Below are 18,570 nucleotides of genomic sequence, written 5' to 3'. Positions count from 1 at the left end.
CCAGAGAAAGGCGATCCCCCTCGGTGCTCCGACTCATCCTCCGCAGGCTGCTCCAGCTCATACCCACGCTGCTCGGCCTGACGGTGCTCCTCTTCCTGTGGATTCACCGGCTGCCCGGCGGACCCGCCTCCGCGCTGCTCGGCGAGCGCGCCACCGAGGCCGCCCGCCGCCAGATCGAGGCCGACCTGGGCCTGGACGAGCCGGTGTGGGTCCAGTACGTGCGCTGGGTGCGGCGCCTGGGCGAGCTGGACCTCGGCAACTCCGTGCACACCGGGCAGCCCGTGTGGGAGGAGTTCACCCAGCGCTTCCCCGCCACGGTCGAGCTGGGCCTGACCGCGATGCTCATCGCCACCGTGATCGGCATTCCGCTGGGCTACTTCGCCGCCCGCCGCCGCGGGAGCTGGCTGGACGTGCTCGCCGTCTCCGGCTCCCTGATCGGGGTGTGCGTCCCCGTCTTCTTCCTCGCCTTCCTGCTGCGCGCCCTCTTCGCCGTGAACCTCAACTGGCTGCCCAGCGTGGGCCGCCAGTCCTCCGGCATCGACGCCACCGAGGTCACCGGCTTCACCGTGCTGGACGGCCTGCTCACCGGCGAGTTCGACGCCTCCTGGGACGCCGTCCAGCACCTCGTGCTTCCCGGGGTCGCGCTGGCCTCCATCCCGCTGGCCGTGGTCGTGCGCATCACCCGCGCCAGCGTGCTGGAGGTCGTCTCCGAGGACTACGTCCGCACCGCCGAGTCCAAGGGCCTCACCCGCCGCGTGGTCCGCGGCCGGCACATCCTGCGCAATGCCCTCCTGCCGGTCGTCACCACGGTCGGGCTGCTCACCGGCAGCCTGCTGTCGGGGGCCGTGCTGACCGAGTCGGTCTTCGCGTTCGGCGGCATCGGGTCGTTCATCCGCGACGCGATCTCGCTGCGCGACTACCCGGTGCTGATGGGCTTCATCCTCTTCATCGCCGTCGTCTACGTCCTGCTCAACCTGCTCGTCGACCTCGCCTACGGGCTCATCGACCCGAGAGTGCGGGTGAACTGATGGCCGCGCCCCTGTCCCCCCTCGCCAAGCAGGAGAGGATCGACCGGCTCGCCGAGCTGACCGCGCGCCGCGAGGACCCCGCCGGCGGCAGCCTCTGGCGCGAGGCCCTGCGCCGCCTGCGGCACAGCAAGATGGCCCTGGTCGGCGGCGCGGTGATGGCCGTCTTCGTGCTGCTGGCCGTCCTCGGCCCGTGGATCGCGCCCCACGACCCCACCGCCCAGCTCTGGCGCGACGAGGTCCGCGTCAACCAGTCGCTGTTCGTCGGACCCCGCGGCGAGAACTGGCTCGGCCTGGACCACCTCGGCCGCGACCAGCTCTCCCGGATGCTGGTCGGCGCCCGCCAGACCCTGATGGTCGGCGTGGTCTCCACCGTCCTCGGCTTCACCGTCGGCGCCCTGATCGGCGGCGTCTCCGGAGCGGCCCTCGCCTTCGGCGGGCGGGCCGGGCGCCGCCTGGACACCGTGCTGATGCGCTTCACCGACATGGCCCTGGCGCTGCCCTCGCTGCTGCTCGCGGTCAGCGTCGCCGCCGTCCTCGGCCAGAGCCTGACCACCGTGATGATCGCGGTCGGCGTCGTCCAGGTGCCGGTCTTCGCCCGGCTGCTGCGCGGCTCGATGCTCGCCCAGGCCGGGGCCGACTACGTCCTGGCCGCCCGCGCCACGGGCGTGCGGCGGCGGCGCATCGTCCTGGCCCACGTGCTGCCCAACTCCCTGGGCCCGGCCATCGTCCAGACCACCCTCGCCCTGGCCACCGCCATCATCGAGGCCGCCGCCCTGTCCTACCTCGGCCTGGGCAACCCCGACGCCTCCCAGCCCGAGTGGGGCGTGATGCTCGCCCAGGCCCAGCGCTTCTTCGACGCCGAGCCCATGATGGCCGTCTACCCGGCCCTCGGCATCATCGTCACCGCCCTCGGCTTCACCCTGCTCGGCGAGGCCCTGCGCGAAGCCCTCGACCCGAAGCTGCGGAGCTGACCCCCGTGAGCGCCGCTCCCCCGCGTGGGGGTCCCCCCGGGCGGAGCCTGGGGGCGGGAGGTACCCCCAGCGCGGCTGCCGGGCCGCGGATGGTGACGATGCCCGCACCGCGCCGCGCGTGCGGAGATGGGGGCACCCCCAGGCGAAGCCTGGGGGAGAACGAGGAGGCACAGTGAGTCTGCTGACCGTCGAGGACCTGTCCGTCACCTTCACCGCGCGCGGCCGGCGCGACGCCGAGGCGGTGGCCGGGGTGTCGTTCGCCGTGGATGAGGGCCAGGTCGTGGGCCTGGTCGGGGAGTCCGGCTGCGGCAAGTCCGTCACCTCCCTCGCCCTGATGGGCCTGCTGCCCCGGCGCGGCGTGCGCACCGGCGGCCACGCCCGCTACCGCGTCCCCGGCGCCGCGGCCCCCGCGGACCTGCTGCGGCTGCCGCCCGCCGCGCTGCGCGACCTGCGCGGCACCCAGCTCGCCATGGTCTTCCAGGACCCGCTCTCCTCCCTCAACCCCGTGGTGCCCATCGGGGTCCAGGTCACCGAGATCCTGGCCCGCCACCGCAAGCTGCGCGGCAAGGCCGCCCGCGCCGAGGCCGCCCGGCTGCTGGAGCGCGTCGGCATCCCCGACCCCACCCGCCGCCTGCGCGAGTACCCCCACCAGATCTCCGGCGGGATGCGGCAGCGCGCGCTGATCGCCATGGCCGTGGCCTGCGCCCCGCGCCTGCTGATCGCGGACGAGCCGACCACCGCGCTGGACGTCACCATCCAGGCGCAGATCCTGGAACTGCTGCGCGAGCTGGTCACCGACCAGGGCACGGCGCTGCTGATGATCACCCACGACCTGGGCGTGGTCGCGGGGCTGTGCGACACGGTCAACGTCCTCTACGCGGGCAAGGTCGTGGAGTCCGCGCCCCGCCGCCCGCTGTTCGCCGCCCCCGCCCACCCCTACGCCCACGGCCTCCTCGGCTCCATCCCCCGCCTGGACGCCCCCCGCGGCGAACGCCTCACCCCCATCCGCGGCTCCATCAACGACCGCCTGAACTGGCCCGACGGCTGCGCCTTCGCCCCCCGCTGCGACGCGGTCACCGACGCCTGCTTGCACGGGCCGCCCTCGCTGGCGCCCCGGCCAAAGGCGCCTTCCGGCGACGCCTCGCACCGGGTGCGCTGCGTCCACCCGGTGCCACCCGCGCCCGCGGCGGCGGAAGGAACCGGGGACGGCGCCGAAGCAGGGCCCGGCGGCCCGCCGACGGCGGAGGGTGCGGTTCCTGGGCCGGGTCCATCGGCCGCGGCCGATGGACCCGCCGCGCCGGCGGAAAGCGACGGGCACGCCTCCGGCGGCCCGTCGGCCGCCGTCGACGGGAGCGGCGCGGCCAATCGCCCGGCCGGCGCGGAGGCCGAGGCGCCGGGCCCGGCCGGGCAGCCCACGGACGCCACCGACCCCACGGAGGAGAAGCGCGCATGAGCGGTCTGCTCGAACTCGACGACGTCAAGGTGCACTTCCCGGTCCGGCGCGGGCTGCTCTTCGAGCGGACCGTCGGGCACGTGCACGCCGTGGACGGCGTCTCGCTGAGCGTTCCCGCCGGACGCACCTACGGGCTGGTGGGGGAGTCCGGCTGCGGGAAGACCACGCTGGGCCGGGCCGTGCTGCGGCTGACGGACCTCACCTCGGGCCGGGTCCTCTTCGACGGCACCGACCTGGCCGCCCTGCCCGCCGAGGAGATGCGCCGCGCCCGCCGCCGCCTCCAGATGGTCTTCCAGGACCCCCTCGGCAGCCTCAACCCCCGCCAGAACATCGAGGCCATCCTCACCGAGGGCATGGCCGCCCACGGCCTCGGCGGCGACCGGGCCGCCCGCGGGGCCCGCGTCGCGGAGATCCTGGAGCGCGTCGGCCTGCCCGCCTCCGCCCTGGGCCGCTACCCGCACGAGTTCTCCGGCGGGCAGCGCCAGCGCATCGGCATCGCCCGCGCCCTGGCCGTCGAGCCCGACCTGATCATCTGCGACGAGCCGGTCTCCGCCCTCGACGTCTCCATCCAGGCCCAGGTGCTCAACCTCCTGGAGGAGCTCCAGGACTCCCTCGGCCTGACCTACCTCGTCATCGCCCACGACCTGGCGGTGGTCCGCCACATCTCCGACGTCATCGGCGTGATGTACCTGGGCGCGCTGGTGGAGGAGGCCCCGAGCGACGCACTGTACGCCTCCCCGCGCCACCCCTACACCCGCGCGCTGATGTCGGCCGTTCCCGTGCCCGACCCGGCCGTGGAGGACACCCGCGAGCGCATCCTGCTGCGCGGCGACCTGCCCTCCCCGGCCGCCCCGCCCCCCGGCTGCCGCTTCCACACCCGCTGCCCCTGGCGGCAGCCCGAGCGCTGCGCCACCGAACGCCCCGAGCTGACCGAGCTGGCCGACGGCCACCGGGTGGCCTGCCACTACGCCGCCGGGATCGCCGACGGCAGCATCCGGCCCACCGCCGACCTCGCCCCGCACCTCCTCGGCCCGCCCACCGCCGGGCAGGAGGCCGCCCGCGCCGCGGGGTAGGCCACCGCCCCCGGGGGTGGGTCGCCCCCGGGGGTGGTTTCCCGGCGCGCATCGGGCGGAATTAGCCGCCATCCGCCCCAACGCACCCCAACCGCCACCGCCCCCCGGCTACGGTCCTCCCCGTGAAGGCCATCCGTCGCTTCTCCGTACGCCCCGTCCTTCCCGAGCCCCTGCGACCCCTCCAGGAACTCGCGCTGAACCTGCGCTGGTCCTGGCACCCCGAGACCCGCGAGCTGCTGCGCTCCGTCGACCCCGACGGCTGGCAGGCCGCCCGCGAGGACCCGGTGCGGCTGCTGGGCACCGCCTCCGCGGACCGGCTGGCCGCCCTCGCCGCCGACCGCGGCTTCCTGCGCCGCGTCGGCGTGGCCATCGGCGACCTGCGCGACTACCTCACCGAACCCCGCTGGTATCAGCGGGCCGACTCCCGCGCCGGGGGCGAACTGCCCCGCGCCATCGCCTACTTCTCCCCGGAATTCGGCATCACCGCCGCCCTCCCGCAGTACTCGGGCGGCCTGGGCGTGCTGGCCGGGGACCACCTCAAGGCCGCCAGCGACCTGGGCGCCCCGCTGATCGGCGTCGGCCTCCTCTACCGCCACGGCTACTTCCGCCAGAGCCTGTCCCCGGACGGCTGGCAGCAGGAGCACTACCCGCTCGTGGACCCCCACGAGCTGCCGATGACCCCGCTGACCGAGGCCGACGGCAGCCGCGCCCTGGTCACCCTCGCCCTGCCCGGCGGGCGCACCCTGGCCGCCCAGATCTGGGAGGTCAAGGTCGGCCGCGTCCCGCTGCTCCTGCTGGACTCCGCCGTGGCCCGCAACGACCCGGCCGAACGCGACGTCACCGACCGCCTCTACGGCGGCGGCAGCGAGCACCGGCTGCTCCAGGAGCTGCTGCTGGGCATCGGCGGCGTCCGCGCCGTGCGGGCCTACTGCCGGATCACCGGCCACGCCCAGCCCGAGGTCTTCCACATGAACGAGGGCCACGCCGGGTTCCTGGGCCCCGAGCGCATCCGCGAGCTCGGCGAGGAGGGCATCCCCTTCGACGCCGCCCTCCTCGCCGTCCGCTCCGGCACCGTCTTCACCACCCACACCCCCGTCCCTGCCGGGATCGACCGCTTCTCCGAGGAGCTGGTCGCCCGCCACTTCGGCGAGGGCGGCGAGCTGGCCTCCCTCGACCCGCAGGCCCTGCTGGCCCTGGGCCGCGAGCCGGCCGGCTCCGTGGGCCGGGAGGACGAGCCCGCGCAGTTCAACATGGCCGTCCTCGGCCTGCGCACCGCGCAGCGCGCCAACGGCGTCTCCGCCCTGCACGGCAACGTCAGCCGCGGCATGTTCGCCGGCCTGTGGCCCGGCTTCGACGCCGAGGAGGCTCCCATCGGGGCCGTCACCAACGGCGTGCACGCCCCCACCTGGACCGCCGACGCCGTGCTGCGGGCGCGTTCGCGCACCCTCAGCGACGCCGAGCTGTGGGAGCTGCGCCGCACCCTGCGCGAGCAGCTCGTGCAGGAGGTGCGGGCCAGGCTGCACGCCTCCTGGCGGCAGCGCGGCGCCGGCCAGGCCGAGCTGGGCTGGATCGACGACGTACTCGACCCGGACGTTCTCACCATCGGCTTCGCGCGCCGCGTCCCCTCCTACAAGCGGCTGACGCTGATGCTGCGCGACCGCGAGCGCCTGGCCTCCCTGCTGCTGCACCCCGAGCGGCCCATCCAGATCGTGGTGGCCGGCAAGGCCCACCCGGCCGACGACGGCGGGAAGCGGCTGATCCAGGAGCTGGTGCGCTTCGCCGACGACCCGGCCGTGCGCCACCGCATCGTCTTCCTGCCCGACTACGGGATGCGGATGGCCCGCTCCCTGTACGCCGGGTGCGACGTGTGGCTGAACAACCCGCTGCGCCCGCTGGAGGCCTGTGGCACCTCCGGCATGAAGGCCGCCCTCAACGGCTGCCTCAACCTCTCGGTCCGCGACGGCTGGTGGGACGAGTGGTTCGACGCCGACTTCGGCTGGGAGATCCCCACCGCCGACGGCCTGGCCGCGGCCGAGCCCGACCGCCGCGACGCCATCGAGGCCGCCGCCCTCTACACGCTGCTGGAGACGCAGGTCACCCCCTGCTTCTACGACCGCGGCGTGCTGCGGCCCGGCTCCGGGCTGCCGGTGCGCTGGCTGGAGATGGTCCGCGCCACCCTCGACCGGCTCGCCCCGCGCGTGCTGGCCGACCGGATGCTGCGCGAGTACATCACCGACTACTACGCGCCCGCGGCGGTGGCGCACCGGGCGATGACCCCGCAGGCCGCCGCCGAGCTGGCCGAGTTCGCCGACCGCATCCGGCGGGAGTGGCCGCGGGTTGCCGTGGACCACATCGAGCCGGGCCCCGAGGAGCCGACGCTCGGGGGAACGCTCTCCCTGCGCGTGCAGGTCACCCTCGGCGACCTGGACCCCTCGGCCGTGGAGGTGCAGGCCGTCACGGGCCGGGTGGACGGGGACGACACGCTCACCGAGCCGGCCTGCGTCCCGCTGAAGCCGGAGGGCGGCCCCGACCTGGGCGGCAGGTGGACCTACGTCGGGGACCTGACGCTCCACCGCTCGGGACCTTGCGGCTACACCGTGCGCATCCTGCCCACCCACCCCCACCTCACCCACCGGGCCGAGCTGTCCCTGCACACCCTGCCGCCCGACACGGCGGCCCCGGCCGACCCGCACTGACGGGCCGCCCCGCGCCCGGGGCGTTCGACGACCGGCCGCGCCCGGAACGTTGAACGACGCGCCTCGCGCGGGACGTTGAGCGACCGCCCGCCCCCGCCTTGAGCACGGGGGCGGGCGGCGGCGCGTTCAGGCCAGGGACTCGCGCCAGGTGCGGTGCAGCGTGGCGAACCGGCCCGGGGCGCCGATCAGCCGGGCCGGCGGCCCGTCCTCCACGACCCGGCCCGCCTCCATCACCAGCACCCGGTCGGCGATCTCCACCGTCGAGAGCCGGTGCGCGATCACCACCGCCGTCCGCCCGCGCAGCACTGTCTCCATCGCGTCCTGCACCGCCCGCTCGCCCGGGATGTCCAGCGAGCTGGTCGCCTCGTCCAGGATCGCCACCGCCGGGTCGGCCAGCAGCACCCGGGCGAACGCCACGAGCTGGCGCTGTCCCGCCGAGATCCGCCCGCCGCGCTTGCGCACGTCCGTGTCGTAGCCCTCGGGCAGCCCCGCGATGAAGGCGTGCGCGCCGATGGCCCTCGCCGCCGCCTCGATCTCCTCGCGGGTCGCGTCCGGGCGGCCCAGCGCGATGTTCTCCGCGACCGTGCCGGAGAAGAGGAACGCCTCCTGGGTGACCATCACCACCGCCCGCCGCAGCTCGGCCGCGCTCAGGTCCCGCAGGTCCGTGCCGTCCAGCAGCACCCGCCCCTCGGTCGGGTCGTAGAAGCGGGCCAGCAGCTTGGCCAGCGTGGACTTGCCCGCGCCCGTCGCGCCGACCAGGGCCGTGACCTCCCCGGCCGGGAGCGTCAGCCGGAAGCGCGGCAGCACCTCGCCGCCCGTCCGGTAGGCGAAGCGCACGTCCTCGAAGACCACCTCGCGGCCCGGCGCGCCTGCCCGGGCCGGCGGCAGCGGCTTCGGGCGTTCCGGCTCGGGGATGCCGGGCCGCTGGTGCAGCAGGCCGGCGATCTTCTCCAGCGAGGCGACGGCCGACTGGTAGTTGTTCAGGATCATCGCGAAGCGGTCCAGCGGGTCGTACAGCCGCCGCACGTACAGCGCGCCCGCCGCCAGCGCGCCCAGCTCCAGGTCCCCTGAGGTCACCCGCTGCGCGCCCCACAGCACGATGCCGGCCGTCGCCGCGCTCGCCACCAGCCGGGAGAGCGTCACGAACCGGGCCATCTCCAGCAGGGTGTCGCCGTTGATCCGCTCGTGGCGGCGGTTGAGCGCGTCGAAGTCCGCGTCGTTGGTCCGCTCGCGGCGGAACGCCTGCACCGGCCGGATGCCGTTGAGCGTCTCGGAGAACTTCACGATCACCGCGGCGATGGCCGTGGAGCGGCGGCTGAAACGCTCGGCCGAGCGCCGCCGGTACCCGCGCACCAGCAGCCACAGCGGCACGAAGGACAGCAGCGCCGCGCCGCCCAGGCCGGGGTCGAGGTAGAAGAGCAGGCCGCCGATGTAGACCACCGAGACCAGCACGATCAGCAGCTCCTGCAGGCCCTCGTTCAGCAGCTCGCGCAGGGACTGCACGTCGCTGGTGGCCCGGGAGATCAGCCGCCCCGAGGTGTACCGGTCGTGGAAGTCGAGGGAGAGCGCCTGGGCGTGACGGTAGATCCGGCCGCGCAGCTCCAGCAGGATGCCCTGGTTGATCCGGGCGGCGACGCGGATGAAGACGTACTGGAAGCCGCCGGCGCCCAGGGCGCACACCAGGTACGCCACCGCGACGGCGATCAGCGGGCCGGTGTCGTCCCGGTCGCGCAGGGCGGGGACGCCCCGGTCGATGGCGTAGGCGACGAGCAGCGGCACGGCCTGCACGGCGGCCTGCTGGCTCAGCAGCAGGGCCGCGCCCAGGGCGACGCGGGCGCGGTGGGGGCGCAGCAGCGAGCCGAGGAGGCGGCGGGAGGCGTCCTTGGGGGCGGGCAGGTCGTCGCGGGCGATCGGGTCCTCGGCGGTGGTGGTGACGGGGGCCGTGGTCGTCATCGGGCGCTCACCCCCTCGCGGCGTCCGGTCATCAGGTACCGGTACTCCTCGCTGCCGGCCAGGAGTTCGGCGTGGGTGCCCAGGGCGGCGACGCGCCCGCCGGAGAGCAGGGCCACCCGGTCGGCGAGCTGCACGGTGGAGGGGCGGTGGGCGACGACCAGCGCGGTGGTGCCGGCCAGCACCTCGCGCAGCGCGGCCTCCACCCGGGCCTCGGTGTGCACGTCGAGGGCGGAGAGCGGGTCGTCCAGCACGAGGAAGCGGGGGCGGCCCACGACGGCGCGGGCCAGGGCCAGGCGCTGCCGCTGGCCGCCGGAGAGGGACAGACCCTGCTCGCCGACCTGGGTGAGCGCCCCCTGCGGGAGCGCGCCGACGAACCCGTCGGCCTGGCTGATCCGCAACGCCCGGCGCAGGCTCTCGTCGTCGGGCGCTGCGCCGTCAGGCGGTGTGTCGGCGCCCATCAGGACGTTCTCCCGCACGGTCGCGGAGAACAGCGTGGGCTCCTCGAAGGCCACGGCCACCCGGCGGCGCACCTCCTCGCGGGTGAGGCCGGCGATGTCCGTGCCGTCCAGCGTGATCCGGCCGCCCGTGACCTCGTACAGCCGGGGGACCAGGGACAGGAGCGTGGTCTTGCCGCTGCCGGTGCCGCCGACCAGGGCCAGGGTCTCGCCGGGGCGGACGTGCAGGTCCAGGCCGTCGAGCACGGGCGGGGAGCCGGGGGGCGCGTCGGGGTAGCGGAAGGTGACGTTCTCGAAGCGCAGTCCTTCGCCGCCCTCGGCCTCGTCCGCGCCGCCGCCGGGGGCGTTCAGCTCGGGGGGCGCAGGGGTGTCCATCACCTCGAAGAACCGGTCGGTGGCGGTGGCGGCCTCGTTGCACAGGGCCAGCAGGAAGCCGATGGTCTCCACGGGCCAGCGCAGGGCCATCGCCGTGGTCATGAACGCCACCAGCGTCCCGGCGGTCAGTGCCCCGTCCGCGACCTGGATGACGCCCAGGATCAGCGCGCCGCCGAGGAACAGCTCCGGCAGGGCGAGGATCACCAGCCAGATCCCGGCCAGCAGGCGGGCCTTCTCGATCTCCATCGCCGCCAGCCGGCCGGAGAGGGCCTGGAAGGCGCGGGCCTGGCTGCGGTGCCGGCCGAAGCCCTTGATGACCCGGATGCCCAGGATCGACTCCTCCACGACCGTGGTCAGGTCTCCGGTCTGGTCCTGCACGCTGCGGGCGGCCCGGGTGTAGCGGGCCTCGAAGACCGCGCACAGCCAGATCAGCGGAAGCACGGGCGCGGTGAGGATCAGGCCGAGGGTCCAGTCCTGGGTCAGCAGGATGCCCAGGCCGATGGCGATGGTGGCGGTGTTGACCACCAGGAAGGTGAGGCCGAAGGCCAGGAACATCCGCAGGAGCTGAAGGTCTCCGGTGCCGCGCGAAAGGAGCTGGCCGGTGGACCAGCGGTCGTGGAAGCCGACGGGCAGCCGCTGGACGTGCCGGTAGAGCGCGGAGCGCATCGCGGCCTCCACGCCGGCCAGCGGCCGGGCGACCAGCCAGCGCCGCAGCCCGAACAGCACCGCCTCACCGGCTCCCACGGCCAGCAGCACCCCGGCGCCGAGCCAGACGCCGGCGGAGTCCCGGTCGGCGACCGGGCCGTCCACGATCCACTTCAGGACCAGGGGCATCACCAGCCCCATCGAGGAGGCGACGACCGCGACGGAGGCGGCGCCGAGCAGGCGGGCCCGGACGGGCCGGACGAAGGGCCACAGACGCAGCAGGGAGCGGACGACGGTCCGTTTCGCCGGGGGCCGGGAGGTGGGGGAGGGGAGCGGGTCCTGCGTCGGGGCGGGGGACGTGGAGGGGGTCGGGGACGGTTTCCGGGCAGGGGGGACCGAGGCGGCGGAGGCGGACACTCGATTGAGCGTACGTTCCCTTTGTTGCGGTGCCCATGGGTTTTCGGCCGCGTGCCCGGGGCCGGAAAGGTCATGACCTCGTCACATCGCGGGCCATACGGACGGCCGAGCAGGCCGGCCCGCTCGCAGGCCCGCCGGTACTCCGGGGCGCAGATCTCCTCCGCCGCGTACCGGCCGCAGCGGACCACCGTCTCCCCGATGGTGCCGGCCGTGACGGCGGCCATCGCCACGGCGCCGGCGGGCACGTTCCGCCGTCGACGCACCCGGCGCGAGGCCGAACAGCTCCAGCGCCCGCTCGTCCGCCTCCGCGCGCCCGGCGCGCGGCCACAGGGTGAGCGCCCCGAGCCCGGGGCCCGACAGCGTCTCGCGCACCGCCTCCGGGCCGCCGGCGCGCAGCAGGTCGGCGACGTGCCGCGCGGTCAACTCCGGAACGCTGCGCCGGTCGCCGTCGAACTCCTCGGGTCCGGCCACGGCCGGGCAGCCCAGGGGCACGCCGTCCGCGCGCAGCGGGAGCGCGCCCGGCGCCACCCCCTCCCCGGCGGCGGGCCAGCTCGCCCGGCCCGTGCGGAACGCCTCGGCCACCGGTGACCCGCCGTCCCGCGGATAGGCCGGCTCCAGGCCGTACCGTCGCCGGGGCCGCCCGCGGTGCACGCGGCCCGCCGCCCGGCCCTTCCGGCAGGGAGACGGCGAACAGCTCCGCGCCGCCGAGCGGCGGGGCCGTCCTCGTGGGTCGGTCGCACCATGCCTGCCTCCGGAACTCCGCACCGTCGCCCCCGGGGCGTCCCAGCCCAGGGAAGCGACGGGCCCGCGGCGGCGCGGCGGGACGGGCCGTTCGCCCACCCGGGTTGGCTGTCAGTGGCGCCGCCTACCCTGGCCGGCATGAGTCAGCAGTCCGACCTCGCCGACCTCCAGGCGGCCCTGCGCACCGCCTCGGACATCGCCTTCGACCACGAGCCCCCGGCCGGCGCACAGGCCGACGTCCTGGTCGACGCCCTGCGCCGCGCCCTGGCCGCCGCCCAGACCCTGGGCGACGGCCCCGGCACCACCGGCTGCCGCGAACACCCCCGCGGCGCCATCGACCCCCTCCACAACGACCCCGACGACCCCCTCCCCCCGGGCTGGGGCAAATGCCTCCTGTGCAACGACCGCCGCCGCCGCGCATCGCGGGGACGACGGCCGTTCGCAGGCGTCAGTCCGGGAGGAACGCCCACCGGTCCCAGCCGGTGACCCCGAGGTCGTCGGCGGTCAGGAGCGTCCCGGAGCGCACCCGGCCCAGCGGGGGTCCCTGGCGCAGCGCCCAGACCGCTCCCGCGTCGTCCAGGGGGTTCTGGTCCAGGGTCTCTCCCACGGCGGTGACCAGCAGGTCCGCGCGGCGGTCCCCGTCGAGCGGGGTGAGCCGGACGTCGAAGCCGAAGAGGTGGCCATCCTCGGCCGTGTCCGGCACCCCGCGGGTGTCCTGGGACAGCGACCGGGCCCCGGCGCCGGTCAGCCCGGCGGCCGAGCCGCGCAGAATGGTCACCTGGCCCGCGTCCTCAAGCCCGGGTCCGAGATCCCGGCCCGCGGCTGCCACGGCCAGGTCGGGGTAGCCGTCGCCGTCGGCGTCGCCCGCGGAGAGGCTGGACCCGAAGGACCCCTCATTGTTGTCCGGGTCCCCCGGGACGCCGGGGCTCCCCGGGCCGATCTCCTGCGTGCGGTCCGCACCCGGACCGCCCGGCGCGCCGTAGCGGACGATGATGTGGTCCGGCCCGGGATCCTCCGCGCCGGCTGAGAGCGCATTCGTGACCAGGTCATCCCGGCCGTCCCGGTCGAAGTCGGCGATGGCGAGGGCGCCTCTTGAGGTGGACGCGGAGATCAGCTCCGACCGAGTGCCGTCGATGCCCTCGGGCCCACCCGGGAAGTAGTGCAGTTGGTAGATCGCGTAGCTGCTCCAGACGCTGGAGGCGCTCACGAGGTCGTCGTCGCCGTCTCCGTCGAGGTCCCCTGCGGCCAGCCCCACTGCTCTTTCGTGGGGCTCCGGCAGCCGCACCTCCGTCACAGTGACAGGGGGGACGGACTCGGGCGTCAGGCCGTCCTCGTACACCGTGAAGGCGTGGGTCCCCAGCACGGCGACCTGCTGATCGCCGTCGCCGTCGCCGTCAAGGACGCCGGCTGAAACTCCGTCGGTCGGGTTCGCGAGGCGTGCCCTTGAGGTGACGGCGACGTGCGCAGGCGAACGTCAGTGGCCGGGGACGCGCATTTCGAACCAGGTGGTTTTGCCCTGGGGGAGGAGGTCGACGCCCCAGCGGTCGGCGAGGGTGTCGACCAGGAAGAGGCCGCGGCCGGTGAGGACGTCCATTTCGCGGACGGGGAGGCGGCAGGGGAGGGAGCGGGAGGGGTCGGAGACCTCGCAGCGGATCCAGCCGCGGCGGCGGCGGACGCGCAGGCCGAAGGAGAGGGCGCCGGCGTGCTGGACGGCGTTGCCCACCAGCTCCGAGACCAGCAGGACCGCCTCCTCGGCCAGCTCGGGCGGCAGCAGCCAGCGCTGCTGGAGCTGGCGGCGGGTCAGCCGTCGGGCGACGGCGGCCGAGGAGGGCACGGCGGGCAGGCGGATCTCGCCTGGTGACGGATCGTCGAGGAGGTCCGCGTCGAGCACCGGCTCGGGGCCCAGGGGCCATGCCGCCGGTCCCTCCGGAACGCGGGATTCCGTGCCCCCGGCGGCGGGGCTCTCCGCGGTTGCAGCCATGCGCCCCATGATGGCGTGCATATGCCCCGCGCGTGGTCCATTCGCCGGACCGCCCCCCTTCCGGGGCACGGCCCGGCGGCAGGGACCGGGGACGTGGACCTAGGAGCGGGTGCGGAAGTCCGCCTTGCCGGGGCCGTCCTCGACGAAGGAGCGCATGCCGTACTCCCGGTCCGCGGTGGCGAACAGCCCCGCGAACCACGTGCGTTCGATGGCCAGGCCGGTGTCGATGCCGGCGTCGAGGCCGCCGTCCACGGCCTCCTTGGCCGCGCGCAGCGCGATCGCGGGCCCGGCGGCCAGCCGCGCGGCCCAGGCGTGCGCCGCCTCGTGGACCTCCTCGGCCGGCAGCACCCGGTCCACCAGGCCGATGGTCAAAGCCTCCTCGGCCGTCACCTGGCGGCCGGTGAAGATCAGGTCCTTGGCCCGGGAGGGCCCCACCAGCCGCGGCAGCCGCTGCGTGCCGCCCGCGCCGGGGATCAGGCCGAGCAGGATCTCCGGCTGCCCGAGCCTGGCGTTCGCCGCGGCGAAGCGCACGTCCGCGCACAGCGCCAGCTCCAGGCCGCCGCCCAGCGCGTAGCCGGTGACGGCGGCCACCACGGGCTGCGGGATGCGGGCCACGGCGGTGAACGCGTCCTGCAGGCCGCGGCCACGGGCGATCATCGCCTCGTGGTCCATGGCCCGCATCTCCTTGATGTCGGCGCCCGCCGCGAAGACCTTCTCGCCGCCCCACAGGACGACGGCCCGCACGTCCTCCCGTCCGGCGATCTCGCCGGCCAGCGCGCGCAGCCGGTCCTGAAGGGCGATGTCGAGGGCGTTCAGCGGCGGCCGGTCCAGGCGGAGCGTTCCGACGCCGTCGGCGGTCACTTCCAGGTGCACAGTCATGGGCGCCAGGCTAACGACCGCCTCCGGCGCGGACCGGGGCGCGGGGGCCCCGGTCCGCGGGGGCCCCGCGCGACCAGGGGGCGGGCCTCACTGGCCGGCGCCCCACTCCTCCCAGGAGAGGTTCCAGCCGCTGAGGCCGTTGTCCGGCGCGATCACGTCGTCGTCGGAGTTGACCACCTCGACGACATCGCCGATCAGCGAGTTGTCGAAGAACCAGGCCGCCGGGGTGGACGGGTCGCCCGCCCCCCGCACGTCCTGCAGGCCGACGCAGCCGTGGCTGGCGTTCTGGTTGCCGAACGTTCCCGACCCCGCCCAGTAGTTGCCGTGGATGAACGTCCCCGAGGTGGACAGCCGCATGGCGTGCGGCACGTCCGGGATGTCGTACTCGCCGCCGAAGCCGACCGTGGCCCCGTCCATGCGGGTCTCCACCAGCTTCTCGGTGATGACCATCCGCCCGTTCCAGGTCGGGGTCGCGGCGGCGCCCGTGGTCACCGGCAGGGTGCGGATCGCCTCCCCGTCGCGCACGACCTCCATCTCGAGGGTGTCCGCGTCGACGGTGGTGACCTGGCTGCGCCCGACGCGGAAGCTCAGGTCCTCGCGCAGCGTGCCGTAGACGCCCTCGGCGCCCTCCACCCCGCGCAGCCGGAAGGCGACGTCCACTTCGGTGCCCGCCTCCCAGTACTCCTCGGGCCGGAAGTCCAGGCGCTGGTTGCCGAACCAGTGCCCGCGCACCTCCTGCCCCGAGTCCGCGGTGACCTCGACCGCGTCGCGGACCGCCGTCGTGTCCTCGATCGGGGTGTCGAAGGTGAGCGACAGGATCATGCCCACGCCGACCTCGTCGCCGTCCGAGAGGTTCCAGCCCGTGGTGAACGTCGCCTCCGCCGCCACGGTGGTGAAGCCGGCGCTGCTGGTGGCCTCCTCGCCCTCCGCGTTCCGCCCGGCGGCGGTGACCGTGTACTCCGTGGCGTTGGCCAGGTGTTCGGACGGCTCCCACGCGGTGCCGTCCTCGGCCAGCTCGCCGGGCACCTCCCCGCCCTCGGAGTCGGTGACGGTGACCTCGGTCAGCTCGCCGTTCTCGGCGGTGACGCCCAGCGCGCCCGAGGTGGCCACGTCCGTGGCGCCGTCCCCGGGCTGGATGGCTATCTCCACCGCCGCGGCGCCTCCGCCGCCTCCCGACGCGCCCTCGCCGCCGCCCTGTTCGCCGTCCCCGCCGCCGCTGCACGCGGTCACCACGAGCATCAGCAGCCCCACCAGCGTCGCCAGCCCCCCGGCGGCCGGTCGCCGCCCGGCCGCCCCGCCGCGTCTTTGCGGCCTCGCCACGGTCGTCACGTTCGTCGCTCTCCCCTCGTCCCCGAACACCCCTTATATGGCCAGGTAATCACATGAGTTGGCGTAAAGGCGCCGTGCTCTGTCACCGTTCCGTCCCAGTTCGGGGGCGGTCCGGCGCCGGGGGAGACCGGAAGGGTGCGGTCCGCCGCGCCCGGCGCACGCCGAGCGCGAACGGGCGGCGCGTGGCGCCGTCAAACGGGGCAAACCGCGATGTCCGGCCCATAGCTGGTTGAATGCCGACTAAATCTGGCGGCCCCGAGGGCGCGGAGACGGACGGAGGGCGAGCGTTGACCCACACCCCCGGGCGGAGCGGCGCCGCGGACGGCGGCCCAGGCCGCGGACCGGGCGGCCGGGCGAACGGCCGCGGCAGCGGCGGCGCCAAAGGCAAGGCGAACGGCCGCGGCGGGCGCCGCCCCGGCACCGGCGCCGACGTCTGGCCCGGCCACCCCGCCCCGCTCGGCGCCCGGTTCCTGCCCGGCCCGAAGGGACCGGAGGGCACCAACTTCGCCCTCTGGGCGGGCGGCGCCGACGCCGTCGAGCTGTGCCTCTTCGACGAGGACGGCCACGAGACCCGGCACTGGCTTCCCGAGCTGACCCACGAGATCTTCCACGGCTTCGTCCCCGGCGTCCGCCCCGGCCGGCGCTACGGCTACCGCGTGCACGGCCGCTGGGACCCGGCCGCCGGCGCCCGCTGGAACCCGGCCAAGCTGCTGCTCGACCCCTACGCCCGCGCCGTGGACGGCTCCTACGACCGCCTGCCCCCCGAGGTCTACGGCCACCGCCGCGACCACCCCGACCAAGACCTGGCCGACACCGTCCGCGACGAGCGCGACTCCGCCCCGGCCGTTCCCAAGGGCGTTGTCGTGCACGACACCGAGACCTGGGCCGACGACATCCGGCCCGACACCCCCTGGGCCGACTCCGTCATCTACGAGCTGCACGTGCGCGGCTTCACGATGCGCCACCCCGGCGTCCCACCCGAGCTGCGCGGCACCTACGCCGGCCTGGCCCACCCGGCGGCCATCGAGCACCTGACCTCCCTCGGCGTCACGGCCGTCGAGCTGCTGCCCGTGCACCAGTTCGCGCACGAGGACCACCTGCTCCGCCGCGGCCTGCGCAACTACTGGGGCTACAACTCCATCGGCTACTTCGCCCCCCACGCCGCCTACAGCGCCTCCGGCTCACGCGGCCAGCAGGTGGGAGAGTTCAAGGAGATGGTCCGCGCCCTGCACCGCGCCGACATCGAGGTCATCCTCGACGTGGTCTACAACCACACCGCCGAGGGCAACGAGTTCGGCCCCACCCTCTCGTTGCGCGGCATCGCCAACCCCGGCTACTACCGGCTGGCCGAGGACGCCCGCCGCTACGCCGACTACACCGGCTGCGGCAACACCCTGCACGTCGTCCAGCCCCAGGTCCTGCGCCTGATCACCGACTCGCTGCGCTACTGGGTGCAGGAGATGGGCGTGGACGGCTTCCGCTTCGACCTGGCCGCCGCGCTCGCCCGCTCCTTCCACGACGTGGACATGCTCTCCCCCTTCCTCGCCGTCATCGCCCAGGACCCGGTGCTGCGCCGCGTCAAGCTCATCGCCGAGCCCTGGGACGTCGGGGACGGCGGCTACCAGGTGGGGGCGTTCCCCCCGCTGTGGACCGAGTGGAACGACCGCTACCGCGCGACCGTCCGCGACTACTGGCGCGACGCGCTCCCCGACGTGCGGGACCTCGGCTACCGGCTCTCGGGCTCCAGCGACCTCTACGCCTGGGGCGGGCGCCGCCCCTACGCCTCGGTCAACTTCATCACCGCCCACGACGGGTTCACGCTGCGCGACCTGGTCTCCTACGAGCAGAAGCACAACGAGGCCAACGGCGAGGACAACCGCGACGGCACCGACGACAACCGCTCCTGGAACTGCGGCGCCGAGGGCGAGACCCAGGACCTTCAGATCGCCGCCCTGCGCCGCCGCCAGCTCCGCAACCTGCTGACCACCCTGCTGCTGTCCACGGGCGTTCCCATGCTGGTGGCCGGTGACGAGATGGGCCGCACCCAGCGCGGCAACAACAACGCCTACTGCCAGGACAACGACCTCTCCTGGATCGACTGGACCCTGCCCGAGGACCCGGCCTGGCGCCCGCTGCTGGAGCTGACCCGCCGCCTGATCCGGATGCGCCGCGAGCATCCGGTGCTGCGCCGCCGCGCCTTCTTCTCCGGCCGCCGGCGCGGGCCCGAGGGCATGCGGGACCTGGGCTGGTTCACGGCCGCCGGGCGCGAGATGACCGAGCGGGACTGGCACGCGCCCGGGTCGACGCTGGGGATGTTCCTCTCCGGCCGGGACATCCCGCAGCGGGACGCGCGCGGGCGCCCGGTCCTCGACGACAGCTTCCTGGCGATCCTGCACGCCGGATCCGGGCCGCTGGACTTCCCGCTGCCCGGCCCGCCGTGGGCGGAGCGGTACACGCTGCTGGTGGACACCTCGCGCGAGGAGCAGGCCGAGCCGCCGGGTACGGCCCACGCGGCGGGCCTGCCGGTGGCCGTTCCGCCGCGCGCGGTCCTGCTGCTCCGGGCGGAGCCGTAAC

Annotated in this window: 13 protein-coding genes and 1 pseudogene; 7 read left to right on the top strand and 7 right to left on the bottom strand. The window is 75.0% G+C overall.

All coding sequences use genetic code 11. The annotated features are described in order from the left end of the window. Positions 1-23: 23 nt before the first annotated feature. From RM780_RS08115 to glgP, 5 genes and pseudogenes are all read left to right on the top strand, one after another. On the top strand, positions 24-1,028 hold the full coding sequence (locus RM780_RS08115) for an ABC transporter permease (RefSeq protein WP_311629866.1): 1,005 nt from the start codon (positions 24-26) through the stop codon (positions 1,026-1,028). After that, positions 1,028-1,999, top strand: a complete 972-nt coding sequence (locus tag RM780_RS08110) for an ABC transporter permease (RefSeq protein ID WP_394812917.1) — start codon at positions 1,028-1,030, stop codon at positions 1,997-1,999. The genes RM780_RS08115 and RM780_RS08110 overlap by 1 nt, the downstream gene beginning before the upstream one ends. A gap of 172 nt (positions 2,000-2,171) precedes the next feature. Continuing rightward, positions 2,172-3,176: pseudogene (locus tag RM780_RS08105) on the top strand (ABC transporter ATP-binding protein); the annotation flags it as partial. A gap of 272 nt (positions 3,177-3,448) precedes the next feature. Continuing rightward, positions 3,449-4,525 (top strand): ABC transporter ATP-binding protein, encoded by a 1,077-nt coding sequence (locus RM780_RS08100; protein ID WP_311629865.1) that lies wholly within the window; start codon positions 3,449-3,451, stop codon positions 4,523-4,525. Between the two features lie 122 nt (positions 4,526-4,647). Then, complete coding sequence (gene glgP / locus RM780_RS08095) at positions 4,648-7,221, top strand: alpha-glucan family phosphorylase (RefSeq protein WP_311629864.1); 2,574 nt, start codon at positions 4,648-4,650, stop codon at positions 7,219-7,221. Between the two features lie 126 nt (positions 7,222-7,347). Here the strand turns inward: glgP and RM780_RS08090 are convergent, their stop codons facing one another. The 3 genes from RM780_RS08090 to RM780_RS08080 all read right to left on the bottom strand — a co-directional run bounded on the left by RM780_RS08090 (position 7,348) and on the right by RM780_RS08080 (position 11,648). After that, a complete protein-coding gene (locus tag RM780_RS08090; protein ID WP_311629863.1) occupies positions 7,348-9,174 on the bottom strand; it encodes an ABC transporter ATP-binding protein in 1,827 nt (608 codons plus the stop codon). After that, entirely contained in the window at positions 9,171-10,931 is a 1,761-nt protein-coding gene (locus tag RM780_RS08085; protein WP_311629931.1) for an ABC transporter ATP-binding protein, read from the bottom strand. The genes RM780_RS08090 and RM780_RS08085 overlap by 4 nt, the downstream gene beginning before the upstream one ends. A 216-nt stretch (positions 10,932-11,147) precedes the next feature. Next, positions 11,148-11,648, bottom strand: a complete 501-nt coding sequence (locus tag RM780_RS08080) for a hypothetical protein (protein ID WP_311629862.1) — start codon at positions 11,646-11,648, stop codon at positions 11,148-11,150. A 297-nt stretch (positions 11,649-11,945) separates the two neighbouring features. Between RM780_RS08080 and RM780_RS08075 the strand changes: the two genes are divergently transcribed. Continuing rightward, positions 11,946-12,293 (top strand): hypothetical protein, encoded by a 348-nt coding sequence (locus RM780_RS08075; protein WP_311629861.1) that lies wholly within the window; start codon positions 11,946-11,948, stop codon positions 12,291-12,293. Here RM780_RS08075 and RM780_RS08070 read toward each other — a convergent pair. The 4 genes from RM780_RS08070 to RM780_RS08055 form a co-directional block, all read right to left on the bottom strand. Next, positions 12,256-13,170 (bottom strand): FG-GAP and VCBS repeat-containing protein, encoded by a 915-nt coding sequence (locus tag RM780_RS08070; RefSeq protein ID WP_311629860.1) that lies wholly within the window; start codon positions 13,168-13,170, stop codon positions 12,256-12,258. The genes RM780_RS08075 and RM780_RS08070 overlap by 38 nt on opposite strands. Positions 13,171-13,281: 111 nt before the next feature. Then, positions 13,282-13,788, bottom strand: coding sequence for an ATP-binding protein (locus RM780_RS08065; protein WP_311629859.1), 507 nt, complete (start codon positions 13,786-13,788; stop codon positions 13,282-13,284). A gap of 99 nt (positions 13,789-13,887) precedes the next feature. Beyond that, the gene (locus RM780_RS08060; protein ID WP_311629858.1) at positions 13,888-14,667 is read right to left on the bottom strand and encodes an enoyl-CoA hydratase/isomerase family protein; all 780 of its coding nucleotides are present in this window, start codon (positions 14,665-14,667) and stop codon (positions 13,888-13,890) included. Between the two features lie 87 nt (positions 14,668-14,754). Then, positions 14,755-15,906: a L,D-transpeptidase gene (locus RM780_RS08055; protein WP_311629930.1), complete on the bottom strand. Its 1,152-nt coding sequence runs from the start codon at positions 15,904-15,906 to the stop codon at positions 14,755-14,757. A 323-nt stretch (positions 15,907-16,229) separates the two neighbouring features. On the opposite strand from RM780_RS08055, the gene glgX reads away from it, so the two are divergent. Beyond that, positions 16,230-18,569: a glycogen debranching protein GlgX gene (glgX, locus tag RM780_RS08050; protein WP_394812915.1), complete on the top strand. Its 2,340-nt coding sequence runs from the start codon at positions 16,230-16,232 to the stop codon at positions 18,567-18,569. The last annotated feature ends 1 nt before the right edge of the window (position 18,570 follow it).

The organism is Streptomyces boetiae (genome assembly GCF_031845405.1).
In the GTDB taxonomy this organism is placed as follows: domain Bacteria; phylum Actinomycetota; class Actinomycetes; order Streptomycetales; family Streptomycetaceae; genus Streptomyces; species Streptomyces boetiae.
Note: the sequence above shows the minus strand (reverse complement) of the source record. Positions and strands in the feature narration are given on the sequence as shown.